The sequence below is a fragment of the Roseovarius sp. MMSF_3298 genome (assembly GCF_030733705.1).
Lineage (GTDB): Bacteria > Pseudomonadota > Alphaproteobacteria > Rhodobacterales > Rhodobacteraceae > Roseovarius > Roseovarius confluentis.
Genome location: NZ_JASHIN010000036.1, coordinates 1 through 21,479 on the forward strand (window position 1 = coordinate 1; position 21,479 = coordinate 21,479).

Below are 21,479 nucleotides of genomic sequence, written 5' to 3' on the forward strand. Positions count from 1 at the left end.
TAGACCGCCTCGACGGACCGCGCCGGATCGCCGCTGCCGCTCTCCAGGCTCGAGACCATCGCTGGCAGGCCCTGACCACCAAAGCTTGTCTGGGCATCGAGGATGCGCTGTAAGGTAGCCAGCTGTTCACGTTCGATCTCAGCGATGAGTTCGCGCACGGCGAGCTTATCGGCCTGCAGGGCCAAGTCTGCATCACGATCGCCGGTCTCGACGATATCGCGCGCGGTCAGCCTGCTGTCATTGGTAGGCACCCCTTGGGACAGGGCGGATCCGGGCAGCAGGCAAAGCGCCAGGATATGGAGCAGCTTAGACCTCAACGTCACCCTCCGGTGTGCCGAGGGGCGTGAAGCTGCAATCCGGCGCGATGGGGGCCGTTGAGGCTAGGAAGGTGAAGCAATTGGCTTGCGGTTCCTGATACTGGGCGCAGGAGGCCAAAGCGCCAAGCGTAGCGAGCAGCAACAAAATGCGTGTCATGAAAGCCTCCAGAAATCAGGGCGGTCGCGGTAATCGGCGCCGACGAGCGCCTCTCCCTTTTCCATGCCGCCGAGGATGGTGAGATTCGGCCCGAGGGCGCTCAGATCGGCATCGGCGACGATGGATCCCTGGTCGTCACGGATGAGAGCAAGGCGGCTGTCGCTGCCGGTGTTGAGAAGCACATCGAGTTCCTTCTCATAGAGGTTCAGCATCGCGTAGTCGGCGGCATGGGCGCGGATGTTCGGGAGCAGGATCTGCGTCGGCACCGCCTCGACGATGGTCTTGCCGCTCCGGGTGCGTTCAAGCTGGCTCGCGTATTGCGTCATCATCACCGCGACGGTGTTCTGCTTGCGCGCGGTCACCAGCCAGTTCGACAGCCGCTCGGCGAAATACGCGTTGTCGAGCGCCTTCCAGGCCTCGTCGATCACGATGATTGTGGGGCGACGATCCTCGATCTCGCGCTCGACCCGGCGGAAGAGATAGGATAGGACCGCCATCCGTTCCTTCTCGGCCTCGCTGTCGAGAATGCCGGTGAGATCGAAACCCACAACATCGCCTTCGAGCGAGAAGGTGTCTTCCAACGTCTGGCCGAATATCCAGCCGTAGCGGCCTTCTTCCGTCCATTCGAGCAATCGCTGGTGCAGATCGCCGCCATCATCGGTCGAAACGAACAGCGATGCAAAATCCCGCCAGTTCCGCAGGGCCGGATTGGAGGCCTGCGCGTTCTGGCGGACGACTTCCTGGATGCGGTTGGTCTGTGCCGGCGTCAGCGGCTTGTCTGCGCGATAGAGCAGGGTGGCGAGCCAGTCTGAAAGCCAGGCCGTGCCGCGCGCGTCGACCTCAGTCCAGAGCGGGTTTAGGCCGGTGGGTTGTCCGGCTTTGAGCGATGCGTAGCGCCCGCCGTTGGCGCGGACCGCCATCTCCATACCGAGACGGTAGTCGAAGACGAAGATCCGCGCCCCTGCTCGACGGGCTTGCGTCATGAGGAATGCGGAAAGCACCGATTTGCCCGAGCCGGGCCGCCCCATGATGAGCGTATGCCCACTGGTGGGTTCTTTGTCGGGCGAGCCTTGCTCGTGATAGGAAAACCGGTAGGCGCTCTGTTCGGGGGTCGGCAGATAGGTGATGACCCGGCCCCAGGGGGTCTTCCCAGGAGGCTTGCCAAGCTGGGTCCGATGAAACGCCGCGAAATCCGCGAAGTTGCGATTGGTGATCGCACTGGCGCGCACGCGCTTGGGCTGATTTCCGGGATGTTGGCTGAGGTAGTGCGCCTTGGCGGCAACCCTCTCGCCGATCATCTTCACGCCTTCGGCGGCGGCGGCATTCACGATCTCGGCGCTCAGCGTCTGCAATTCGTCCAGCGTATCGGAGAAGATCGTCACGACCATGTGGTGCTCGCCGAAGCTCTGGCGCTTGGCCTCGAGATCATCGGCAGCAATGTCGAGCGCTTCCATGAGCGACAGGGCCGCGTCCTGCGAAGCCTGCATCTGGCGCTTTTGCCGTTTGATGCGACCCGCCATGAGGTTCGAATTGATCGGCGTGAAGGAGTGCGTGACGATCATGTCGACAGGCAGGTTCAGCATGTCGAACATGGTGCAGGAGGTGGCCTCGGAATATTCCCCGATGGTGAAACTCTTGCCGTAGCGATGTCCCACGACGCCTTCGGAAAGCTCGAAATGATCTCGCTGAAACGTCACGCGGGTATTGGCGACGTTGAAGGACAGGAAGCCGAAGGTGTTCGCCGGATAAAGCGGCAATTCCTGGCCGGTATTCAGCGCGCCCAGAAGGCCGATCAACTCGCCAGACTTGGCCGAAAGCACACGCGGGTTCAGCTCCGTCAGGCCCGACACGAACACATTCACAGCCTCGCCCAATCGGCGCAGGCGCTTTTCGGTCGCTTCCTTCAGCCGGTCCGGCGCGCTGCGGTTCAGGAAGGGCAGGACGCTTCTGGGAGGCGGGCGGTGGATGACTGTGAGGGTCAGCGTCTTGTCGCGCAACCCGCTGGTTTCGAGTTTCTCGCGCCAGAGCCGGTCGACGTCTCCGGCAAAACTGTCCTCGCGCACGGGTTCGAGGTCCGGTGTGATCGCCTTCGAGACCTTGTGGACGTAGTAACTGAACTCCGGCCCCAGCTGCGCGATAATCCGGGCAAAGAGCGCGGTCACCTTGTCGAGATAGGCATCGTCTGTCGTGTAGCTATTGACCCCATCGAGCCGGATGCACTGGAAAAGCTCGTTGACCCGCGTCCGCACAGTGCGGTCATCGACCAGGCTGACGTAAGGAAGCATATGCGCGAGGCGGGTTTCGCGGGCATTCCAGTCCGGCGTCATCGTGCGGAGATCGAGGGCGTCGTCCAAGGCTTTACTAGGGCGCATAACTGTCCCCGCCGTGAATGCTACGGTTCCGCGTCGGCGGGGTTTCCTGCAGCGCCGTCATCATCACGTCGATGAAGCGCGGATCCCAGTCCGCGGCCTTCCAAAGCACCGGGTAGAGCAGGGCGGCCACGCCCAGCACAGCGATGTGTTGGACCCAGACGAAGAGGAGCACCGAGCCGAAGAGCCAGACCATCGCATACATGGTGGGCAGGCCCAGAAGCTTGGGCGGGCGCACAAGGCCGAGGAAAAGGGGTGAGCGTTCAGCCATGAAAACCCTCAGCCACCAAAGACCGCGGCAACGATGGTGGGAGCGGCGGCGACCCCGGCGATGCCGACAAGCACCCAGAGCGCCTGGCGCAGATCGATGATGTTGAAAAACCAGCTTAGGAAGACGCCCAGAACGGCGAGCGTCGCGATCACAACGCCGAGCGGCCCGGTCAGCGCATCGACGATACCCTGCAAAAGGCTCTGGATCGGGGAGAGATCGATGCTTTGGGCAAGGGCAGGCTCTGCAACGAGTAGGAAGAACGCCAACGAGGCAACAAAAAGGTTTGAAGTCTGTCTCATGAATCTGATCCTTCCAATCGGGCCACGACGGCCATGACACGGGCCACGTGATTCTGGGTTTCTCTGTAGGGGGGAGTGCCGCCATACTGGCGGACCGCATCCGGGCCGGCGTTGTAGGCTGCGAGGGCAAGGCGCGGATCGCCAAACGTCTCCAGCATCACCGCAAGATAGCGGGCGGCGCCGTCGAGGTTCTGAAGCGGGTCATGCGGGTCGACGTCCAGAACGCGCGCCGTCGCGGGCGTCAATTGACCAAGACCAATGGCACCCTCATGTGAGACCGCATCCTGCCGGTAAGCGCTCTCGACCTCTAGATTGGCGCGATAAAGAGTCAGCCAATCGCGAACCGAGAGCCCCGCGCGGCGTAGCCCTGGATGCCCTGCATAGCGAAGGCCAGTCGCCTCGATGGCCGCGAGAACGTTTGCATGGGGCAGGGGAGCAGGCCGCGAGAGGGCAGCCATTTGAAAATCTTCTGGCTCAGCATCCCGTTCACCAATGATTGCGAGACCATCTGTTGCCGAGCCTTGACCGATGCCGTCATTGTAGTTGCGGGAAAAACTGTTCTGGGAGCGCGACGGGGACAGAGAGCCATCGCTCTCCATGACCAGTACCATCTGGGCGGAGGCGGGACCCGCGAGATACCAGAAAAGGAGAAGGCTGCTAGCTGCTGCCTTTGTCGGTTGCAGCCAGCTTTTGCGTGGTCCGCTGACCTTTTTCGAGTGGCACATCGGCGTGGGAGAAACCAATTCCGATGAGGAAGGACACCACACCCGTGATGGTTTTGAACTCGCGGATCTTGATGTCGTTATGGGTCGTGCGGGTGCGAGCTGTAACCAGCAGCTTCTCAACGCCCTCGTCAGACACAACGCGCATGATCCAGACCCCATAGTAGCTGGGGCCCTTCTTATGTGCCGACTCCTGGCAGAGGAGTTCAGCGCTGTAACCACTTTCCACGAGTTCGCGGAAACGTGCCTCCGTAACCACATTTGGTGCTTCTATTTCCCAGTCCATGGCCCGGCTCACGCTCTCTACAAAGGCGCAACCCCCGGCATTACTACTTGAAGCCCAGAGTTACGATAGTATATTATTAACTGCAAGATATATTGCAGTAGATACGGCTGTATCTCGCCTACACAGACACTAGGCCTGCCGCCATATGTGTATCAAGGAAACTAGAGCTTTGAGAACCCGACTGTTGAACGTAAAGCTCTCGACGAAAGCGCTTTTCTTCGTAGCTTTTTGTCCTGGAGCAGGTGCTGCGGCCACCTGCAGTGCTCCGGTTCGCCCTTATCTTCCAGATGATTCGCAAGCAGTACGCGACTACGCCGACATCATTCGACGGGACTTCGAAACCTATATCACAGACATTCAGAACTATTTGCGTTGTCTTGAAGCGGAACGAGCCCGCGCGTTCCAAGAGGCACGTGAGGTAAGTCAAGAGTATGGTCGCTTTACCGAGTTGATTGAACAGTAGGGGCATATTCCGGAACTTGCCTGATGGTAAAAGATCTTCATTTCTTCGACCCAACGCTTCTATCCGAAATCACTTCACTGACGGTCTGTTCATCCGTTCTTACGATCCAAAGTGTCGTAACATCACCATTGTCCCACAGATAGACGATGCCAACGCATTCGCCATCGCTGGCTCGTCGTATGCGCTTCGTCGCAATTCCTTCTGTCCTGGTCTTGATACTCATCTTGCATCAGTCTCGAGACTAGAGACCGACACGTTCATGCTTGCCTTGCTATGGCTTCTTTGAAGGTTTGGACGATTGATTCGAGAAATTGGTTCGAATCGGCAGAACAGTCGCGTTCTTTCGACGACGTTTTTCCCAGCCCGGGACCTCGTGCCGACGGCCTCAAATTTTTTGATTGAGCGGCTTGCAGTCGAGCGCGCCAACGTAAATTGGAAGCAGAAAAAGCCTTTCATGGATGACTTATTTCGTAGGAATGCGCCTGTCATTTGATCCACCCAACTCGCTTGATCAGGCGTCTGCCAAAAGTCGCTCAGCATCGCCGAGTCATATTTGACTGTTGCTGTGTTAGCAGTGACCCTATAACACTATCTCAGGTTGTAAAGCGTAGATTCCGGAGATCGGATTAGGTGTGATGGACATTATTCCAATTGCGGCCAGGGCGATGACCAAGGCAGAAGCACAGATGGATACTTCCGGCTACAGGATTGAACACTCGTTCACTCCTGTAGATGAATTTGATCGGATCAGAAGCGCGGGAAAAGGTTATCTTACGCCTATGCTTTCGCCGGAAGAGAATGACTTTTGTGAACCCGAATATTCGTGGATCACAGTGCTCAAGGGAGACGCCACGGTCGGATGTCTAGGTCTGCGCCAGTTCAGTCTTGGAGATGAAGCATTTTCGGATTTTTGGACGCGTACGATGAACCGACATTATGGCTCGACGACGGGTAGTGTGGTTCGCCACACTTCGACAATCCTTGACCGTGATATGTCAAACAATTCCGTTTATTTTGGAGATTTGTTCGTCAACAAGGATGCCGCCGGTTTCAAACTGTTCCGATATCTCGTTTTCTATGCGATAGGATACGCCACTTTGAAATGGCAGCCGGATTGTCTCTTTGCGTTCATTACTCAGAAAAACTACGACAGGGGAATAAAGTCGGCGTTCAACTTTACCGTCTCGCTACCTGGGGTAGTAGAGTGGAAGGCTAACGGCTTCGACCGTCATTCTTCCGAAGTTTGCATAGCTTTGCCCAAAAACCACGCCAAGTCCGTTCTGGAGAAGCCAAAACCCGTATGATTATGACAGCTCTCTGGAATAGTTGATGATCCTGATTTCGCCACCGAGACTTAGTACAGGAACAAGGATCCGTGCGTATGCGTAGTCGATTTTCTCCCCAGTGATCGGGTTCAAAACGTTGATCTCTTCAATAGAGAGTTTCGGGGGTCCGTTGCATTAACGTCAGAGCGTCGTGTTGGTCGTCGCTATCGCTCTCCGGTCACGCAGCCTCCGGGAACAGATTAGCGATGAAGGCAATCTCGTTGATCACCCCGGTCTCACAATTCTCGAAGTGGCCTTTTCGAATGGTGCGGAAGGTTTCGATACCGGCGAGCGCGGCCTTGGCTCCGGCCAGTGTCTGGAACCCCCGCATGGGACGCAATCGCTGCTTCAGTGCGGCATGATCACTCACAATCCGATTGTTCAAACACTTGCGGTCAATGTGGCGGATGGCATTTTCAGGCCCGAGGCGACCATTGATCTCGCCGATCACCTTTGCATAGCTGTGCGCCTTGTCGGTAATGATGGTAAGAGGCTGATAGCACCGCACGGTCTCTCGCGCTTGGCGCAGAAATGCCCTTGCTGCCTTGGCATCCCGCCGCGCCGTGAGGCGGAAATCGATCAGTTGGCCGAACTGATCTACGGCTCGCCAAAGGTAACGCCACCGTCCGCCCGCGCGAACGTAGGTCTCATCGACATGCCACTGTAGCCCGCGCCAGGAGCGATGCCGGGCTTGGGCTCGTTTCCGGATTTCGGGACCAAACTTTCGCACCCAGCGGTGAACGGTCGAAGCATCAACAGTGATACCCCGCTCAGCAAGCATATCTTGTACGTCCCGGCACGAAAGCGGATAACGACAGTACCAGCGCACCGCCAGCAAGATGACCTCGCGCGGAAACCTGTGCCGCTTGAACGGGTTACGCCGGATCATCGCTTACTCCTCAGCTTGGGATAACGGTGTCTCTTATCGCCCAACGGTTAATGCAACGGTCCCATCTTTTGGAACCGACCCAAGCCCCTCATCCATGAATGGCAATATCATGTTGCTGCGCTTCCGATGCCGATAGAATGCGCGATGCCGATCCATTCATCACGCGGATCGATTGCCCCGCGGCAGCCAGGGGTTCCATGCGGGACGGAACCAGATAGGTTCCTACATTGTTGGCGGTGATGATCGAGATCCGGGGCATGTAACCCGGCGTCAACGCCACCATGTCCCGTTCGATGTCGTGCAATTGTTCCATAACGGGGCGCAGCCGCTCGAACATGACCTGCGCTTCGACACGCGGTTTGAGGCCGGTAGGTGTTCGCTCGATCAGAGATAATCCCAGTTGCGATTCCAGGGTCTTGATCGTCATACTGACCGCGGGTTGGGTTCGGCCCATCTTTCGGGCAGCTTCCGTGATACTGCCCGTCAACATGACCTCATAGAAGGCCTCAAACTCATGGTTCTTCATAGAAAATCCTAACGCGAACGCCCCGTAAGCCGATCGCTAAACCCGCAGCTCGGCGGTTCTAGTACGGCACAAGAACCCACTAGGTATCAAGAATCTGGTGCGGAAGAGGAGAGATTTATCCCCAGTGCCGGTTCAAGCAAACAAATGTGTCTGCGCGGCGTCCCAGCCGAGATACATTTCCTCTCCCTGAGAAACGCCTGGCAACGCGTGCTCATTGGACACTTTGACCGACATCTCGGTACCTTCATCCACCTGCGCATGGATTTCCATAGAGTCGCCAAAGAAAGTCGCCCCCAGAGAAGCGGCCTTCACCACGTTTGAAGCTTGTGCGGAGCGATCGTCGGTGAATACACGGATATGCTCTGGCCGGACCATGAGCCGGACCTTTTGACCAGGCGCGACGACACGCTTTGTTTGGGCTGAGACCTCTTGGCCGGAGGCCAGACGACAAACAGTATGGTCACCTTTCGACCCTGATACGATCGCATCCATGAAATTGGAGTTGCCCAAGAAGTCCGCCGCGAACTCCGTTTCGGGTGCAAAATACAAATCCCTTGGCGAGCCGATCTGCTCGATCCGTCCACCGTTCATAAGGGCCACGCGGTCGGACATCGACATGGCCTCCTGTTGGTCGTGGGTTACGTAGAGGATCGTAATGCCGAGGCGATCATGCAAGTGCTTGATCTCGTATTGAAGCTGTTCGCGCAGTTTCTTGTCCAAAGCACCCAGCGGTTCATCCATCAACACGAGCGACGGGTTGTAGACGATGGCGCGGGCGATCGAAACGCGCTGTTGTTGACCACCGGACAGAGCATGCGGTTTGCGGTCTTTCAGATTTTCGAGTTGGACTGTGCCAAGTGCCTCTTCAACCTTGCGCCTGATCTCCTCTGCACCGGTTTTGCGTACCTTGAGAGGAAACGCGACGTTGTTGAATACTGTCAGATGCGGCATCAGCGCGTAGTTCTGGAACACCATGCCGAGGTCTCTTTCCCGGACCGGCATATCGGTCGTGTCACGGTCATTGATAACAACCGTGCCGGCACTCGGCAGTTCCATACCCGCAACGATCTTCAGAAGGGTCGATTTCCCTGAACCGCTTGGTCCCAGAAGCGTGACGAATTCGCCCTCCTTCACTTCGAGATCCGTCGGGTGGAGCGCGGTGAACTCACCGTAGTGTTTCGCCACTCCGGACAGCGACAATTTATTGGGCGTCATTATGCTAGCTTCTTTCTTTTTTGGTGACTCTCGGCTGATCACAGGCCGTCTGAATTTGCGGATTGGGTGAAAACGGATACGACGGAGATAACGACCGTGATAAGAACCAGAAAGGTCGATATCGCGGCCAAAACCGGAGAGACCTCCCATTGGATGGAACTGTACATCTTGACCGGCAAAGTCGGCTCGTTGCTCCTAGCAACAAACCAGGAAACGATCACTTCGTCGAAAGACAACAGGAACGCGAACAGCGACCCGGCAAACACCGAACCCTTGATTGCGGGCAACACCACGCTAAAGAAGATCTGCAGGCGGGTGGCGCCCATCACCATGGCCGCATTTTCGATGTTCCGATCCAGATGCTTGAGTCCGGACAGCGTCGTCACGACCAGAAATGGCGTGATGATGACCGCATGGGCCATCACCAGACCAAGCAACGTCCCGTTGATCCGCAAGGCCGCAAAGTAGAGATATAGTGCGAGCGCGACGACGATCGTAGGCGCGAAAATAGGGCTCATCAGCATGAAATTGAGTGCCTGCTGCCCACGGAACTTCGTGCGCGACAAGCCATAAGCCGCCGGGACGCCCATGAGCAAAGCCAGCCCGGTCGCCAGAAGTCCAACCACGAAGCTCCGACCGCCGGCCGCCAGCCAGCCCTGAGACGGATCAATCGCCTTGGCATATAGATCAAGGCCCCACTCTTTGGGCGGGAATACGAGCTCTGCCGAGGTGCCAAAGGACATCGGAACAACGATCACGGACGGAATAATGAGAAACAGGTAGACGAGCCAGGCGACAATGACCGAAGTTCTCACGCCACGGTACATACCCTGTCGTTTCCGTCCAATTCCTTCACTACGATTGGTCATGTGCTTGCCTCCCCACTCAGTCGGGATCTCGCATAGGCCGCGCCCGAGAGGATGAATAGCGCCACGAGGATGAGAATGACGGCGATTGCAGCCGCCATGCGCCAGTCCAGTGCTTCACGGATGTAGAAGTCGACGAGATTGGCCATCATCAGATCCTTGCGGCCGCCCAGCAGCGCCGGTGTTACAAAACTCCCCATTCCGATAACCGAAGCCATCAGGCCTGCAGCCAGCACTCCGGGAAGGCTCAACGGGAATGTGACTTTCCAAAAGACGTCGCGCGGCCGGGCGCCCATTACTTCCGCCGCGTCGCGCAGCACTTTGTCCTGCGACATCAAGCTGCTCAAGATTGGTAGCACCGTGAATGGGATCAGCCAGTGCGCCATTCCGATGATTACACCGGCGCGGTTGAAGATCATGGGAATGACAATCTCTGAGTTGGTGATCGCCTGCAGGGCGTTGTTAATAATCCCGTTGGTTCCCAGCAGGACCGTGAAAGCGAAACTCTTGACCAGGATACTTGTCCAGAATGGAAGCATGACAAGGATAAGATAGAGACGGCGCTTTCGTCCGCTCATCCGCGAGAGATGGTAGGCAACGAAATATCCGCAAATGACCGAAATCAGCCCGGTCAAAAAACCAATGGACAAGGTGTTATAAAGCGCACGGTGAAACAGGGCGCCGGTCGCGAAATCCCGGTATGCTTCGATCGACCAGCCTTCGTCATATAAGCTGGATCGAACCACGCCCAGCAGGGGAACGCAGAACACCAGCAGCATGAAGAGGGTCAGGGGCAGGAGGAAGGTCCCGAACCCCAACCTCATCATCAGTCGTGAAAGGCGACCGCTACGATACGCCGTTTGGGTGTCAGTCATGTTACTCCAATCCGCACGCATCAAAAGATAGCGGCCGCATTTCGCTTTAATCAGGTGAGAAGCCATTCCTTGAACTGGCGATCGAGGTCGGTGAACTTGTCCGCCCAGAACTCCTCCTTCACGAGAACCGTGGCAGGGTTGGCCGGATCAGGCAGGTTGGCGCGAACCTCTTCAGACAGCGTTTCCAGGATACCGGGGCGCAGCGGGACGGAGGAATAGGCATTTGCGAGGTCGGCCTGTATCTCCGGGCGGCAAGCAAAGTCGATGAACTGCATCGCTTCGTCGCGCTTCTTCGATCCCTTCAGCACCGAATAGTACTGGGTCAGCAACAGGGATTGATCTGTTGCGAAGGCAACGCTCAGCCCCTCCTTCTGCGCAGTGGCGACGCGACCGTTATAAGTGTAGGAATAGTCGATCTCGCCCGAAGTCAGCAAACTGATTGTCTGCGGGGTCTGGTCAATCCATTTGGCGACCCTGGATTTGATCTTCTCAAGTGACGCGAAGGCGCGTTCGACATCCAAGGGATAGAGGTTGGCCGGATTCACACCGTCCGCGAGCAGTGCAAGTTCCAGGGTTTCCGAAACGCGCGTGCGAAGGCCGATGCGACCCGGATGATTGGACTCATCGCAGAGCTGCGCAAAGGTTTGAGCCGGATTGTCTGTCCGCGCCGGGTCATAGGCGATCCCGCCGGCATAGATTAGGAAGGGCATACAATGTGGGGTCGCCCGGGCAACCAGGTTCGAGGTGTCAACGATGCTGGTATCCAATTCCTCGAAAAGTCCCTCGTTCGCGGCGTTGAGCAGCGTTCCGCCGCTACCGTCGAAGAGGTCCCATTCCAGGTTTCCGGTCGTGACCTGTGCCTTCGCCTTAGCCAGGTCAGGTCCGCTAACCAACGACATCGGGATGCCCGTGTCGCTCGTGAAAGGGTCGACGATGACGCCCTGTATGATCTCTGCATAGCTGCCGCCCCAAGTGACCAACACTAAGGGATCCGCGGCGAGTGCCCGACTGGGTGAAAGAACCACGGGTGCAGCGAGAACGCCGGCCCCGAGCCCACCGAGGACCTGCCGACGGTTGGGAGTGTTTCGGTTCTGGGTCTGTGTTATCTTCATTTTTCCTCTCCTGTTTGCGTTTTGAGGCAGTCATCGCCGGCACGGCTAACCGGGATTTCGGGTGCGGCCTCGGCTACCTCAGCACTACGCCCTTGAGCGGACGCGAGGTAGAGTTGGGGAGCTTCCTCGCTCTTCACTTGGCTCCAAATGTGCAGCTGCATGACGGTGTCGTTCAGCACCACGCCATAGCCGGAAGCATCTGAAAGGGAGATCGCGCCATTCGCGGCCCGCGCCTCAAATGGCTCCGTTGCGACTTCGATGTAGCCTTTCACACGCGGCCAGTACGGGAAGTGCTCCTGAACATAGAAGTTCTGGATACAAGCGCTCAGATGCATCGCGACACTCGCCCCAACTGAGCTCGCACAGACATGCGGCTGGACTTTCAGGCCATAGGAATTGGCGAGAGCGGCGACCTTGAAAGCCTCGGCAAACCCGCCGACATTGCCGACATCCGGCTGTAGAATGTTGACGGAACGCGTCGCCAAGAGTTCGCGGTATCCTCCCAGGAGATAATGCCGCTCCCCGGTGGCGATCGGGATGCCGATCGACCCTTTGAGTTGTTCCATCACGCCGACATCGCTGGGATCGATGATCTCCTCTACAAAGGAGATGTCATACTGCTCGACGCCACGGCAGAAGCGGATGGTATCGTCGACAGAAAGGCCACCGGACAGGTCAAGCATAAGGCCTGTCTCCATCCCGATGGCGTCGCGAACCTTGCCGACAAGATCTATGGCATGTGCGACAGCTTCTCGGTCGTCCGCGCATCGGTTGACGGGATGCTGGAGTGTTCCGTTCTGGTGGATCCGCGCAAGCGGATACATCTTGATGGCCGGATGGCCGTGCTTTACCGCTTCGGTTGCCTTGGCCAGAAGATCGGCCTCCGATGTCGCGCCGAAATACCAGCCATTGGCGTAGTAGACGAGGCTGTCGCGCATCTTGCCGCCGAAGAGTTCGTAGACGGGTACGTTCAGTGCGCGGGCCTTGATGTCCCAAAGCGCTTGTTCAATTGCGCTAAGGCCCGCGCCCGCGATCCCACCTGGATTTCGCAACCAAAAGGATTGGTCGCGCATCTCGCCAATGAGGGCATTGATCCTTCGCGGGTCCTTTCCGACGACAAACCGCTCACAGAGATCCTTGATCATGCCAGCGGCCGCGGTACCGCCCACGCCATAGGATGGTGCTGCCTCGCCGAGACCGACGATATCCGCGTCGGTTTCGAGCCGCACGATGACTGGCTTCAGGCCCTCCCCTTTGACATGATAGATGGTCGCTGATGTTACTTTCACGTGCAGTCCTGACGCTCCTGTCTGTCGGCATCAGAAGAGTGCAAGTGACCGCACCCCGTCACCGGGGTGTCAGACATTGCGCGATGCAGACAATGCTAATCCCTGTTTCGCCACTCGCGGCATTCGACCGCGATCAAGGCTGAGCCTCGGGCATGTGACGATTTCATGTCAGTCGAGTAACTATTACCTGGATGCGCTCGTCAAGCGACTACATACCCATCAAGATTATTATTAAACAACAAATAGTTAATTTTATTTTTCTGTTTTTGTGTGTGGCCGGGTTAATTCTTATCATAACTGACAATTATCATAACGCTTCTGGAATCAGGCTCATGACGATAGTCAACTTCGAGATGTTCTAGCTGGAGCCAGGATCGAGAGGTTGCTTAATCGGCGGCCAAGGCGATCTCGCGAGCAAAGGCGAACGTCGGTCTGGACTTCTTGATCTTCAGAAGATCGGCACGCACTTCATCCTTCATCCATTCGCGGACCCTCTGAACCAGGTCGCTGGGAAGATAGTTTTGATTGGTAACTAGGTTGTAGGTCGCGCCGGATGCGTAGAACGCCTTCGAGGCTGCCAGCAGCTTTCCTGAACGGATCAGTCTCGATGTCACCGAGAGCCATCCCAGAACGACACCTTGACCGTTGATCGCAGATTCCAGCGCCACGGAGTAGTCGGAGAAATGCAGATCCGTGCTTTGTTCAGGCAAAGCCACACCGCTGTTTTCCGAGAAAGTTTGCCAGTCGCACCAATGGTCGCTGAGGGAGATCAGAGTATGCGATCGCCGGTTTGACGGACTGTCGAGCGGCCCGTTCCGCCTGAGATACTCCGGGGACGCCATTGGCTGAATGATCTCCGGCAGATAGAGCGTTTCGGCACTTGGCGGTCTTTCCGGACCCCAGCGTCTTAGCCCAAGATCGGCAGTGACAGGACCGTCACCGACCGCCCCGGCCATCATGGCAAAACGGAGCTCGACATCTGGGAACTTCTGACGAAAATCGAACATGCGTGGAATGAGCCAATGGGCGGCCATTGACGAGGAGATCGACAGAAGGACTGAGGTTTGGTTGCCTTGGGCTTTCCATTGGCCGAGCAAGGAATCCACCGATTGAAACGCCTTCGAAAGAATAGCGCTCAGTTCCTCGCCCTTCTGAGTCAGCCGAATGGTCGGACCGGAGCGAACAAAGAGTTGCTCGCCTGTTTGTTCTTCAAGTGCGGCGATTGCGCGGCTAACGGCAGGCTGAGTAATCTGGAGCTCTATCGCGGCCTTCGAGAATGAATTGAGGCGCGCAGCGGCTTCAAAGGCATAGAGCGTATGGGGAGCGGGTCTTTTCATACTCTTTCGGAAAACCGATTTTCTGCTGCGTTGGCTAAGGTTTACACTGTTCCTCCGCGCCATCCAACTTCCGATCCGCCGTGATCGCATATCCTTACCGACTACTCCCCCAACAGGTCCTCGATGAAACTCTCCTGCCGGTCGAGCATCTCTTCCCATTGAGGCGGCACACCGTTTTCACGGTCCAGTTCCTCGGGCTGCAGGTTGTCGGCACCGGGCTTCTTCGGTGTCGCCCGCATCACCCTCGCCTGGCGCCGCCGCGATCTCTGCGTTGCGGCGGGCTCCTGCTCGTCCGGACCCGGCTCCTTCAGGCGCAGGCAGGCGATGAGATCGGCGAACATGAGCCGCAGGGCTGAACAGATTAGCAATGGGATCGTGGATAGAAACAAATCTCTGGACATGACAGGGGGATTTGAACAGTTTCATCATCTACTTGCGGCGCCGGGTTGCTTGCTGGGAATTCTCCGCCGGGTTGTTGAGACCTTTTCGTGAGCGATGCTCGACCAGGGGCATGACCTCCCGTTTTGCAGGACCACATGAGCGAAGTTTGTCGGTGATTATATTTATTGTTGCGATACTATACTATCGTATGTAGGATAAACTCCTTTAACGGAGGCTCCTCTGCATGCGTCATTTTTTCAAAAAGCTGCTCCCCTCACTCGCACTTGCTTTGACCGCAACAGGTTTTTTGCTGCCGATGCCCGCGCGTGCGCAGACATACCCAATCGACTGTGCGATTCTCCTTTGTCTGTCCGGTGGCTGGCCAGCTTCGGTGCCTTGTGCACGGGCGCGTGCTGAATTCATCCGAAGAATTACACCTTGGCCAGTCGAGCCGCCGCTGCAAATCTGGCGCTGTCCAATGGGGGCCTCTTATGAAACCGATCGCCGGCCGAACAGCGCAGCCCGCACTTTTGACGTCTTTTTTGGACCGGACGGTCACCGAAAACTCCAATTCTTGCCAGCAAGCGATCTCGACTTATCGGCGGAGTTAGCACGAGTCGCTCAGCACTCTCCACATATCACGACTGATCCCTTCCCCACCGACGACGCCCTCTGGTTCGTACAGGGTCGCGCGGACATCGATGTTAGCGGACCCGAATTCGATTTCGTGCGATCGATTCGTGTTTTTGACATTCGCCTTGCCTCACAAAGACTGGTCGGCGAGCAAGAGCAATGCAGGAGATATGCCAGCGTGTTCCTTGGCACCTATGGAAACCAAGGAGAGTTTTCGTGGCAGACTTCATCTCCTTCGGCTGTTCCGGAAGAGCATATCGGCCTGAAAGGCTGGGGGGATCATTGCCCCGCTGTCCAGAACAGATCCGTGTTCGTAGATTGGCTTGATTTCCAAGGAAACTATGGATTCGAACAAGTCGACTACTAAATGATGAATTGAAGCAATCATCTGCGGTCGGATCGGCTAGCTAGCCGTTGTAGACCTTTGATGTGCTAACCCACGGTTACATTGCCGTAAGTCTTGGTACGCGTTCCGCATCTGGTATAGATACCGCATGTCGAACTTCCAGCGTAACCTAAAACACATCATGTCTTCTCGTGGTATCGACACGTCGACCCTCTCGAAAGAAGCGGGCTTCCCAATTGATACCGCAAAAGGTTGGTTAAAGCCGGCTCGTTCCCGCAGCGAGCCGCGGGCGTCCGATCTGGTAAAACTTGCCGCCTACCTGAATGTCTCACCGAAAGAGCTTTTGGAAGGAAATGTCGAGGAGGACCCTTCAAAGTTCGCGCTTCCAGCGACCGAAGAAGCTTTCAGATCGACCGTTGGCATACTTCGTGGCAACGCATTTCCCAAGATAGGTCAGGAGCGCCTCGATGCTTTCGAGCTCCTTCGTTGGTGGTGGAACGACACAAACGGATTTTGGAGAAACCCGGAAGTCTTGGAGCACGTAGATGTATATCAAGATCCACTGATAACTGAACGACCGACGGTTATCCGCGTCGGCGCGAAAAGTTTGGCCTGTCGAACCTTGGGAACGGAAAGCCCGGAAATGTTGCAGAAGGTCATCGATGGGCTCACCGGAAGATCCATGGAACGTTTCAAAAATGACTATGTTGCCAGTCGGAACGAAGGCCCGAAACTCTCTATTGAAGAGATCAACGTTTTGAACCCGATCACTGGGGAGAAAATCGACTACGCATACGCACGGATCCTTGTTCCTGTACTAAGTCTCGGTGGCGAAATCAGGATCATCAACTATTCCAGAGAGCTGTCATAATCATACGGGTTTTGGCTTCTCCAGAACGGACTTGGCGTGGTTTTTGGGCAAAGCTATGCAAACTTCGGAAGAATGACGGTCGAAGCCGTTAGCCTTCCACTCTACTACCCCAGGTAGCGAGACGGTAAAGTTGAACGCCGACTTTATTCCCCTGTCGTAGTTTTTCTGCCTGTAGATATGCCGTTACTCGCGGGACATTTTCTTTAACCTCCCAGGTTTGGGAAGAAGGAGATGTTCATGACCAAAGATCAACGCGAGATCCAACGCAAGTTGCGGATACTGCGACATGCGGAGGAGATTGGTCACGTCGCGAGGACTTGCCGCTATTTCGGGATAGGTCGATCCAGCTTCTACCGTTGGCGTCAAGCCTATGCGGAGCGTGGCGAAGCTGGCCTGATCAACGCGCCGCCCATGCCCAAGTGGCATGCCAATCGGACGCCGCCTGAGCGCGAGGACAAGGTACTTTATCTTCGACGCAAGTATCACCTCGGCCCGATGCGGATCGTCTGGTACTTGGAGCGCTATCACGACATCAAACTGTCTGACGCCACGGTTTCGCGCATCCTGCGCCGCCATGGGCTTAACCGCCTCCCTCGCGGCACTCGCATGCGCAAGGTCCACACCAAGCGTTATCAGAAGCAGGTACCCGGACATCACATCCAGATGGATGTTAAGTTCCTGACCTTCATAGGCGAGAAAGGTGAGAAGGTACGCCGGTTCCAATACACCGCCATCGATGACGCCACGCGGGTTCGGGCGCTGAAGGTTTACGAAAAGCACACCCAAGCCAATGCAATCAACTTTGTTGACCACGTCGTTGAAAAGTTCCCGTTCCGCATCCGCGAAATCAGGACGGATAATGGCCATGAGTTCCAGGCCAAATTCCATTGGCATGTCGAGGATCTTGGCATCCGCCATGCTTACATCAAGCGCGGGACGCCGCAGCTGAACGGTAAGGTGGAACGGTCACACAGGTCGGATGGGCAAGAGTTCTACCAGTTGCTGAGCTACAAAGGCGATGTCGATCTTGAAGCAAAGTTGGGCGAGTGGGAGCGCTTCTACAACTTCCACAGGCCGCACGGCGCACACAACGGAATGACGCCTTACGAAGCGCTCAGAGAGAAGCTATAATCAACAGACGGGATGTCCCACGAGTAACCGCACCTTACAACTTGGTCAGGCCTGGCACGAGAAACGGTCGAACGTTCGCAGACCTATGGCATCGGCTTGCAAAGTGTGATGTCCGACGCCGCGGTCATCGAGGCAGGCGTTGACGAAAGCGGTGTGGTCGAGGCTATGCATAACTCCTTCTGTGATGTTTTCACACTCATCACATTGGCACATTGCGATGCCGTCTGGAGGGGGCATCCACGCCATCAGCAGAGCTGGCATCAGTTATATGCGAATACGGGATCCCAGAGGTCAATCTTATCGAACTCGACACGCTCGACCCAGTAGTCCTGTTCCAACTTCCATTCGGGGGTATTCCCACGCCGCGGCAGTTTGCCCTGTCCGCGCAGTAGATAGCCGGGATTGAAATCGGTCTCGTCTGCCCAGTCAGAGATCGGCATGTCTCGGTCGCGCGGTCTAAGTTGCGGCATGACCGAGGTCTTGCCGTTTTCCTCCATGTGGGTAAGCAGGCGGGTCACGAAATCCGCTACAAGCTCGGCCCGCAATGTCCATGAGGCGCGGAAGTACCCCATGATCCAGGCCATGTTCGGCACACCGGTGAACATCATGCTTCTGTAGCCCACAGTATCGTGCAGGTCCAGCGGCACGCCGTTAATCGCGAAGGCCACGTCCCCGAAGGCACAGAGGTTGAAGCCCGTCGCCGAGACAACGATGTCGGTCTCGATGGTCTTGCCGGATTCGAGGCGGATGCCCTCAGGCACGAAACAGTCAATGTTGTCGGTGACGACCGAGGCCTTCCCATCTGCGAAGGCCTTGAACAAGTCTCCATCCGACACGCGGGCGATGCGCTGGCGGCCCGGCGGGTAGGTCGGGGTAAAATGCGTCGGGAGATCGAAGTCGTCCCCGAGGATATCACGCAGGCCCTCGATCAGCTCGGTCCGGACGGTTTCGGGTTCCTGCAAGCAGCGGGTCCGGAATTCCTTGAGGTTATGGATGATGTTCCGGCGGGCGATCTCGTGTACCCACTCATCTGGGACGTTGAGCTTGCGTAGGAAGTCAGCGGTGTCCTCGACATTCGGTAGCGACAGGAAATAGGTGGGCGAGCGCTGCAACATGGTCACATGCCCAACCTCGTCGGCGATGCTAGGTACCAGCGTGGCCGCCGTTGCGCCCGAGCCGATGACCGTCACATGCTTGCCCGTCCCATCGAAGTCGGAGGGCCATTGCTGGGGATGAATTACCTGTCCCCGGAATGTCTCGAGGCCATTCCATTCTGGGACGTATGGATGATCGTGATCGTAATAGCCCTGGCACATCCAGAGAAAGCGTGCTTGCAGCCGCCGGTTTGTGCCGGATGCAACGTGCTGCAGCACGATTGACCAGACGGCGTCTTCGCTGCTCCAGTCCGCACTTCTGACCAGGTAGCCGTAGTGGATGAGATCGGTCAGCCCGTTCTCCCGGATCGTTTCACCGAGATACTCGAGGATTTCGGCGCCGGTGGCGATGGGTTTTCCTGTCCAGGGTTTGAAGCTGTACCCGAAAGTGTATAGATCGCTGTCGGACCGGACACCAGGATAGGTGTGGGTCTTCCAAGTGCCGCCGAAGCTGTCCATCTTGTCGACGATGAAGATCCTGTCGTCTGGTCTTCTGTCGCGGAGGTAGCTGGCGGCGGCAATTCCCGATATCCCCGCCCCCACGATCAGCACGTCCAGCAACTCTGCTTCGCGCCCGATAGACGCAAGGGTGTCTTCAGCAGCCATTTTCACTCCTCCTTCGACCTGAGCAATCTGCGGCCCCTCCATATAGTTGCTATAGCAACTATATGGAGGGGAATCAAGTCCGCGTTCTCATGTTTCGAAGACTGTTTGCGCGAAGCTCAGGAGGCGGGCGTGCACGCGACCAGGATGGTCAGCCATCGGCACGTGACCACAGGACGGCCAGATCTCCAAGCTGGCGCCAGCAATCGCCGCGGCCATCTCTTGGGCGTGGTGCGGGGGACAATCCGGGTCGTCTTCGCCGTGCAAGATCAGCGTTGGGATTCCGATCCGGGGCAGGGTTTCACGCAGGTCGACATCTCGCACGCCAATCCAGGCGCCGGCGACCGCGGTATCCGTTGCTGTGTCGGTCAGCCCGAGGCGCTGCGCCCTGCGGGCGGCGTCGGCGATCAGTTCGGTGGGGGAGTCTCCTTGAAACCAGTGCGCAGGCGGGTTGCTGGCGCGGAGGCAGGCACTGCCGGACATGAGGACGAGTCCGGCCACATTTGCCGTGCCTTGGTGCTTCAGATATTGGAGGATCGTCAGGCAGCCCATACTCCAACCGACGATCAGGATCGGTCCTTTGATTTCGGCCAATACCGCCTCCAAATCGCCCGCGAAGCAGCCCAGTGAATAGTCTTCAGGCCGGATCGGGGTGAAGGAGCGACCCCGCCCCCTCAAATTTGGAGCGATGACGTGGTACCTTGCCGTAAGATATGGCATCACATCGCTCCAGGCCGATGCCGAACCCTGGATGCCGTGCAGCAGGACAATAGTTCCGCCAGCGTTTTCGGCCCTGGCCTCCAAGCAGTGTATAGGACCACTTTCTGTCGCGATTATCATTTTTTGTCGCCAAACATAATTACACTTCTGATCGTCTCTCCACGGCGCAGTCTTTCAAAGCCTTGATTCACTTCACCCAGTGTGATGTGCTGCGAAATCAACGCGTCGATGTTCAGCCGTCCCTCCAGGTAGGCATCGCAAAGAAAGGGGAAGTCACGTCGTGGGCGCGCACCACCATAACTCGAGCGCGTGATGCGCTTTTCCTGCATGAGCGAGCCCCAGCGGAAGGCCACATCCGCATTGACGTCCGTCTTGCCGAGCCAGACCACTTGGCCGCCCGGACGCACAGCCTCCATGCTGAGTCGGAAGGCAGCCTCGCTACCGGCGGATTCGAGGACGACATCGACCCCGCGTCCCCCTGAAAGCTGACGGGCGCGGTCTGCTGGCAATTCGCGGCTGGCGTCGATGAGACAGGTTGCCCCCATGCCGCCCGCGGTCTTCAAACGCGCGGGGTTAAGATCGACGGCGATGATTTTGCGCGCTCCGGCCAATGCTGCGCCTTGGACTGCCGCCAGCCCGACCGCACCGCAGCCGATCACCATGACTGTCATGCCTGGGCGAAGTTGCGCGACGTTGATGGCCGCACCGACGCCCGTCATGACGCCGCATCCGACTAGGGCAGCGGCGTCGAACGGCATCTCGCGCGGGATGACGATGGCCTGCTGGTCCTGCACCACGCAATATTCCGCGAAAGCTCCGAGAAACATGATCTGGTGTAGGGGTTGGTCATTTGCGCCCGCCAGCTTGTGATGGCCGTCGAATGCAAATCCAGCCGATGTGTTGGCAAGGTAAGTGTCGCATAGGATCGGCTGATCCCGCTCGCAGTGGAAGCAATGGCCGCAATTCGGGTTCCACGACAGGATTACGTGATCGCCGACTGCGATCCCTTGGGCGTCGGTACCGATCTCCTCGACGATTCCCGATGCCTCGTGCCCCAGAACCATCGGAAGCGGCAGGTGGAGAGAGCCGTCGATAACCTCGAGATCGGTGTGGCACAACCCCGCGGCGCGAACCTTCACTAGCACGTCATGCGGCCCGAGTTGGCCCAGCTCAACGCATTCCTCCACGAGCATTTCACCGACACTGTGCAGGACTGCGGCCTTGAATTTCATTCCCATCTGAGTCCCTCCCGCGCCTCCCTTCAATTGGGAACAGCGCCAAAATAAAGTTGCCTACGCAACTACCGTGTAATCCGCATTTCT

At 57.2% G+C, this 21,479-nt stretch carries 23 protein-coding genes and 2 pseudogenes; 5 read left to right on the top strand and 20 right to left on the bottom strand.

Annotated elements, in window-relative coordinates:
- The 7 genes and pseudogenes from RBB18_RS20900 to RBB18_RS20930 form a co-directional block, all read right to left on the bottom strand.
- A pseudogene (locus RBB18_RS20900) lies at positions 1–251 on the bottom strand (lytic transglycosylase domain-containing protein); the annotation flags it as partial.
- A 55-nt stretch (positions 252–306) separates the two neighbouring features.
- Complete coding sequence (locus tag RBB18_RS20905) at positions 307–474, bottom strand: hypothetical protein (RefSeq protein WP_306112409.1); 168 nt, start codon at positions 472–474, stop codon at positions 307–309.
- The gene (locus RBB18_RS20910; RefSeq protein WP_306112408.1) at positions 471–2,846 is read right to left on the bottom strand and encodes a type IV secretion system DNA-binding domain-containing protein; all 2,376 of its coding nucleotides are present in this window, start codon (positions 2,844–2,846) and stop codon (positions 471–473) included. Before RBB18_RS20910 ends, RBB18_RS20905 begins: the two co-directional genes overlap by 4 nt.
- The gene (locus RBB18_RS20915; protein WP_306112407.1) at positions 2,836–3,114 is read right to left on the bottom strand and encodes a type IV secretion system protein VirB3; all 279 of its coding nucleotides are present in this window, start codon (positions 3,112–3,114) and stop codon (positions 2,836–2,838) included. Before RBB18_RS20915 ends, RBB18_RS20910 begins: the two co-directional genes overlap by 11 nt.
- Before the next feature lie 8 nt (positions 3,115–3,122).
- On the bottom strand, positions 3,123–3,413 hold the full coding sequence (locus tag RBB18_RS20920; RefSeq protein WP_103764557.1) for a TrbC/VirB2 family protein: 291 nt from the start codon (positions 3,411–3,413) through the stop codon (positions 3,123–3,125).
- Positions 3,410–4,024, bottom strand: coding sequence for a lytic transglycosylase domain-containing protein (locus RBB18_RS20925; protein WP_306112406.1), 615 nt, complete (start codon positions 4,022–4,024; stop codon positions 3,410–3,412). Before RBB18_RS20925 ends, RBB18_RS20920 begins: the two co-directional genes overlap by 4 nt.
- 46 nt (positions 4,025–4,070) lie before the next feature.
- Positions 4,071–4,421 (bottom strand): hypothetical protein, encoded by a 351-nt coding sequence (locus tag RBB18_RS20930; protein ID WP_306112405.1) that lies wholly within the window; start codon positions 4,419–4,421, stop codon positions 4,071–4,073.
- A 169-nt stretch (positions 4,422–4,590) separates the two neighbouring features.
- On the opposite strand from RBB18_RS20930, the gene RBB18_RS20935 reads away from it, so the two are divergent.
- Positions 4,591–4,884, top strand: coding sequence for a hypothetical protein (locus RBB18_RS20935; protein ID WP_371931685.1), 294 nt, complete (start codon positions 4,591–4,593; stop codon positions 4,882–4,884).
- Positions 4,885–5,516: 632 nt separating this feature from the next.
- On the top strand, positions 5,517–6,188 hold the full coding sequence (locus RBB18_RS20940; protein ID WP_306112404.1) for a hypothetical protein: 672 nt from the start codon (positions 5,517–5,519) through the stop codon (positions 6,186–6,188).
- A 199-nt stretch (positions 6,189–6,387) separates the two neighbouring features.
- Here the strand turns inward: RBB18_RS20940 and RBB18_RS20945 are convergent, their stop codons facing one another.
- The 10 genes and pseudogenes from RBB18_RS20945 to RBB18_RS20990 form a co-directional block, all read right to left on the bottom strand.
- Complete coding sequence (locus RBB18_RS20945) at positions 6,388–7,098, bottom strand: IS6 family transposase (RefSeq protein WP_306112403.1); 711 nt, start codon at positions 7,096–7,098, stop codon at positions 6,388–6,390.
- A gap of 88 nt (positions 7,099–7,186) precedes the next feature.
- Positions 7,187–7,624 (bottom strand): LysR family transcriptional regulator, encoded by a 438-nt coding sequence (locus RBB18_RS20950; protein ID WP_306112402.1) that lies wholly within the window; start codon positions 7,622–7,624, stop codon positions 7,187–7,189.
- A 132-nt stretch (positions 7,625–7,756) separates the two neighbouring features.
- Positions 7,757–8,839, bottom strand: a complete 1,083-nt coding sequence (locus RBB18_RS20955; RefSeq protein WP_306112401.1) for an ABC transporter ATP-binding protein — start codon at positions 8,837–8,839, stop codon at positions 7,757–7,759.
- Between the two features lie 38 nt (positions 8,840–8,877).
- Positions 8,878–9,708, bottom strand: coding sequence for an ABC transporter permease (locus RBB18_RS20960; RefSeq protein ID WP_306112400.1), 831 nt, complete (start codon positions 9,706–9,708; stop codon positions 8,878–8,880).
- Positions 9,705–10,580 (bottom strand): ABC transporter permease, encoded by an 876-nt coding sequence (locus RBB18_RS20965; protein ID WP_306112399.1) that lies wholly within the window; start codon positions 10,578–10,580, stop codon positions 9,705–9,707. The genes RBB18_RS20960 and RBB18_RS20965 overlap by 4 nt, the downstream gene beginning before the upstream one ends.
- Before the next feature lie 50 nt (positions 10,581–10,630).
- Positions 10,631–11,692: an ABC transporter substrate-binding protein gene (locus RBB18_RS20970; RefSeq protein ID WP_306112398.1), complete on the bottom strand. Its 1,062-nt coding sequence runs from the start codon at positions 11,690–11,692 to the stop codon at positions 10,631–10,633.
- On the bottom strand, positions 11,689–12,981 hold the full coding sequence (locus RBB18_RS20975; protein WP_306112397.1) for a mandelate racemase/muconate lactonizing enzyme family protein: 1,293 nt from the start codon (positions 12,979–12,981) through the stop codon (positions 11,689–11,691). Before RBB18_RS20975 ends, RBB18_RS20970 begins: the two co-directional genes overlap by 4 nt.
- A 386-nt stretch (positions 12,982–13,367) precedes the next feature.
- Positions 13,368–14,318, bottom strand: coding sequence for a LysR family transcriptional regulator (locus RBB18_RS20980; RefSeq protein WP_306112396.1), 951 nt, complete (start codon positions 14,316–14,318; stop codon positions 13,368–13,370).
- 101 nt (positions 14,319–14,419) lie between these two features.
- A complete protein-coding gene (locus RBB18_RS20985) occupies positions 14,420–14,659 on the bottom strand; it encodes a hypothetical protein (protein WP_306112395.1) in 240 nt (79 codons plus the stop codon).
- A 13-nt stretch (positions 14,660–14,672) separates the two neighbouring features.
- Positions 14,673–14,879 (bottom strand): annotated as a pseudogene (locus RBB18_RS20990) (IS6 family transposase); the annotation flags it as partial.
- A 64-nt stretch (positions 14,880–14,943) separates the two neighbouring features.
- On the opposite strand from RBB18_RS20990, the gene RBB18_RS20995 reads away from it, so the two are divergent.
- The 3 genes from RBB18_RS20995 (at position 14,944) to RBB18_RS21005 (ending at position 17,680) form a co-directional block, all read left to right on the top strand.
- Positions 14,944–15,699 (top strand): hypothetical protein, encoded by a 756-nt coding sequence (locus RBB18_RS20995; protein ID WP_306112394.1) that lies wholly within the window; start codon positions 14,944–14,946, stop codon positions 15,697–15,699.
- A gap of 127 nt (positions 15,700–15,826) precedes the next feature.
- A complete protein-coding gene (locus RBB18_RS21000; RefSeq protein ID WP_306112393.1) occupies positions 15,827–16,549 on the top strand; it encodes a helix-turn-helix transcriptional regulator in 723 nt (240 codons plus the stop codon).
- A gap of 237 nt (positions 16,550–16,786) precedes the next feature.
- Positions 16,787–17,680: an IS481 family transposase gene (locus tag RBB18_RS21005; protein WP_306112392.1), complete on the top strand. Its 894-nt coding sequence runs from the start codon at positions 16,787–16,789 to the stop codon at positions 17,678–17,680.
- A gap of 260 nt (positions 17,681–17,940) precedes the next feature.
- On the opposite strand, the gene RBB18_RS21010 is transcribed toward RBB18_RS21005, so the two are convergent.
- The 3 genes from RBB18_RS21010 to RBB18_RS21020 form a co-directional block, all read right to left on the bottom strand.
- A complete protein-coding gene (locus RBB18_RS21010; RefSeq protein WP_306112391.1) occupies positions 17,941–19,440 on the bottom strand; it encodes an NAD(P)/FAD-dependent oxidoreductase in 1,500 nt (499 codons plus the stop codon).
- Between the two features lie 87 nt (positions 19,441–19,527).
- Entirely contained in the window at positions 19,528–20,277 is a 750-nt protein-coding gene (locus RBB18_RS21015) for an alpha/beta fold hydrolase (RefSeq protein WP_306112390.1), read from the bottom strand.
- Complete coding sequence (locus tag RBB18_RS21020) at positions 20,274–21,389, bottom strand: Zn-dependent alcohol dehydrogenase (protein ID WP_306112389.1); 1,116 nt, start codon at positions 21,387–21,389, stop codon at positions 20,274–20,276. The genes RBB18_RS21015 and RBB18_RS21020 overlap by 4 nt, the downstream gene beginning before the upstream one ends.
- Positions 21,390–21,479: the final 90 nt, after the last annotated feature.

Coding starts and splice junctions, on each gene's coding strand:
- RBB18_RS20945 (WP_306112403.1), bottom strand. CDS start 7,098: ATGATCCGGCGTAACCCGTTCAAGCGGCACAGGTTTCCGCGCGAGGTC.
- RBB18_RS20995 (WP_306112394.1), top strand. CDS start 14,944: ATGCGTCATTTTTTCAAAAAGCTGCTCCCCTCACTCGCACTTGCTTTG.
- RBB18_RS20915 (WP_306112407.1), bottom strand. CDS start 3,114: ATGGCTGAACGCTCACCCCTTTTCCTCGGCCTTGTGCGCCCGCCCAAG.
- RBB18_RS20905 (WP_306112409.1), bottom strand. CDS start 474: ATGACACGCATTTTGTTGCTGCTCGCTACGCTTGGCGCTTTGGCCTCC.
- RBB18_RS20965 (WP_306112399.1), bottom strand. CDS start 10,580: ATGACTGACACCCAAACGGCGTATCGTAGCGGTCGCCTTTCACGACTG.
- RBB18_RS20985 (WP_306112395.1), bottom strand. CDS start 14,659: ATGTTCGCCGATCTCATCGCCTGCCTGCGCCTGAAGGAGCCGGGTCCG.
- RBB18_RS21020 (WP_306112389.1), bottom strand. CDS start 21,389: ATGAAATTCAAGGCCGCAGTCCTGCACAGTGTCGGTGAAATGCTCGTG.
- RBB18_RS21005 (WP_306112392.1), top strand. CDS start 16,787: ATGACCAAAGATCAACGCGAGATCCAACGCAAGTTGCGGATACTGCGA.
- RBB18_RS21010 (WP_306112391.1), bottom strand. CDS start 19,440: ATGGCTGCTGAAGACACCCTTGCGTCTATCGGGCGCGAAGCAGAGTTG.
- RBB18_RS21015 (WP_306112390.1), bottom strand. CDS start 20,277: ATGATAATCGCGACAGAAAGTGGTCCTATACACTGCTTGGAGGCCAGG.
- RBB18_RS20910 (WP_306112408.1), bottom strand. CDS start 2,846: ATGCGCCCTAGTAAAGCCTTGGACGACGCCCTCGATCTCCGCACGATG.
- RBB18_RS20960 (WP_306112400.1), bottom strand. CDS start 9,708: ATGACCAATCGTAGTGAAGGAATTGGACGGAAACGACAGGGTATGTAC.
- RBB18_RS21000 (WP_306112393.1), top strand. CDS start 15,827: ATGTCGAACTTCCAGCGTAACCTAAAACACATCATGTCTTCTCGTGGT.
- RBB18_RS20980 (WP_306112396.1), bottom strand. CDS start 14,318: ATGAAAAGACCCGCTCCCCATACGCTCTATGCCTTTGAAGCCGCTGCG.
- RBB18_RS20925 (WP_306112406.1), bottom strand. CDS start 4,024: ATGGTACTGGTCATGGAGAGCGATGGCTCTCTGTCCCCGTCGCGCTCC.
- RBB18_RS20970 (WP_306112398.1), bottom strand. CDS start 11,692: ATGAAGATAACACAGACCCAGAACCGAAACACTCCCAACCGTCGGCAG.
- RBB18_RS20950 (WP_306112402.1), bottom strand. CDS start 7,624: ATGAAGAACCATGAGTTTGAGGCCTTCTATGAGGTCATGTTGACGGGC.
- RBB18_RS20930 (WP_306112405.1), bottom strand. CDS start 4,421: ATGGACTGGGAAATAGAAGCACCAAATGTGGTTACGGAGGCACGTTTC.
- RBB18_RS20920 (WP_103764557.1), bottom strand. CDS start 3,413: ATGAGACAGACTTCAAACCTTTTTGTTGCCTCGTTGGCGTTCTTCCTA.
- RBB18_RS20955 (WP_306112401.1), bottom strand. CDS start 8,839: ATGACGCCCAATAAATTGTCGCTGTCCGGAGTGGCGAAACACTACGGT.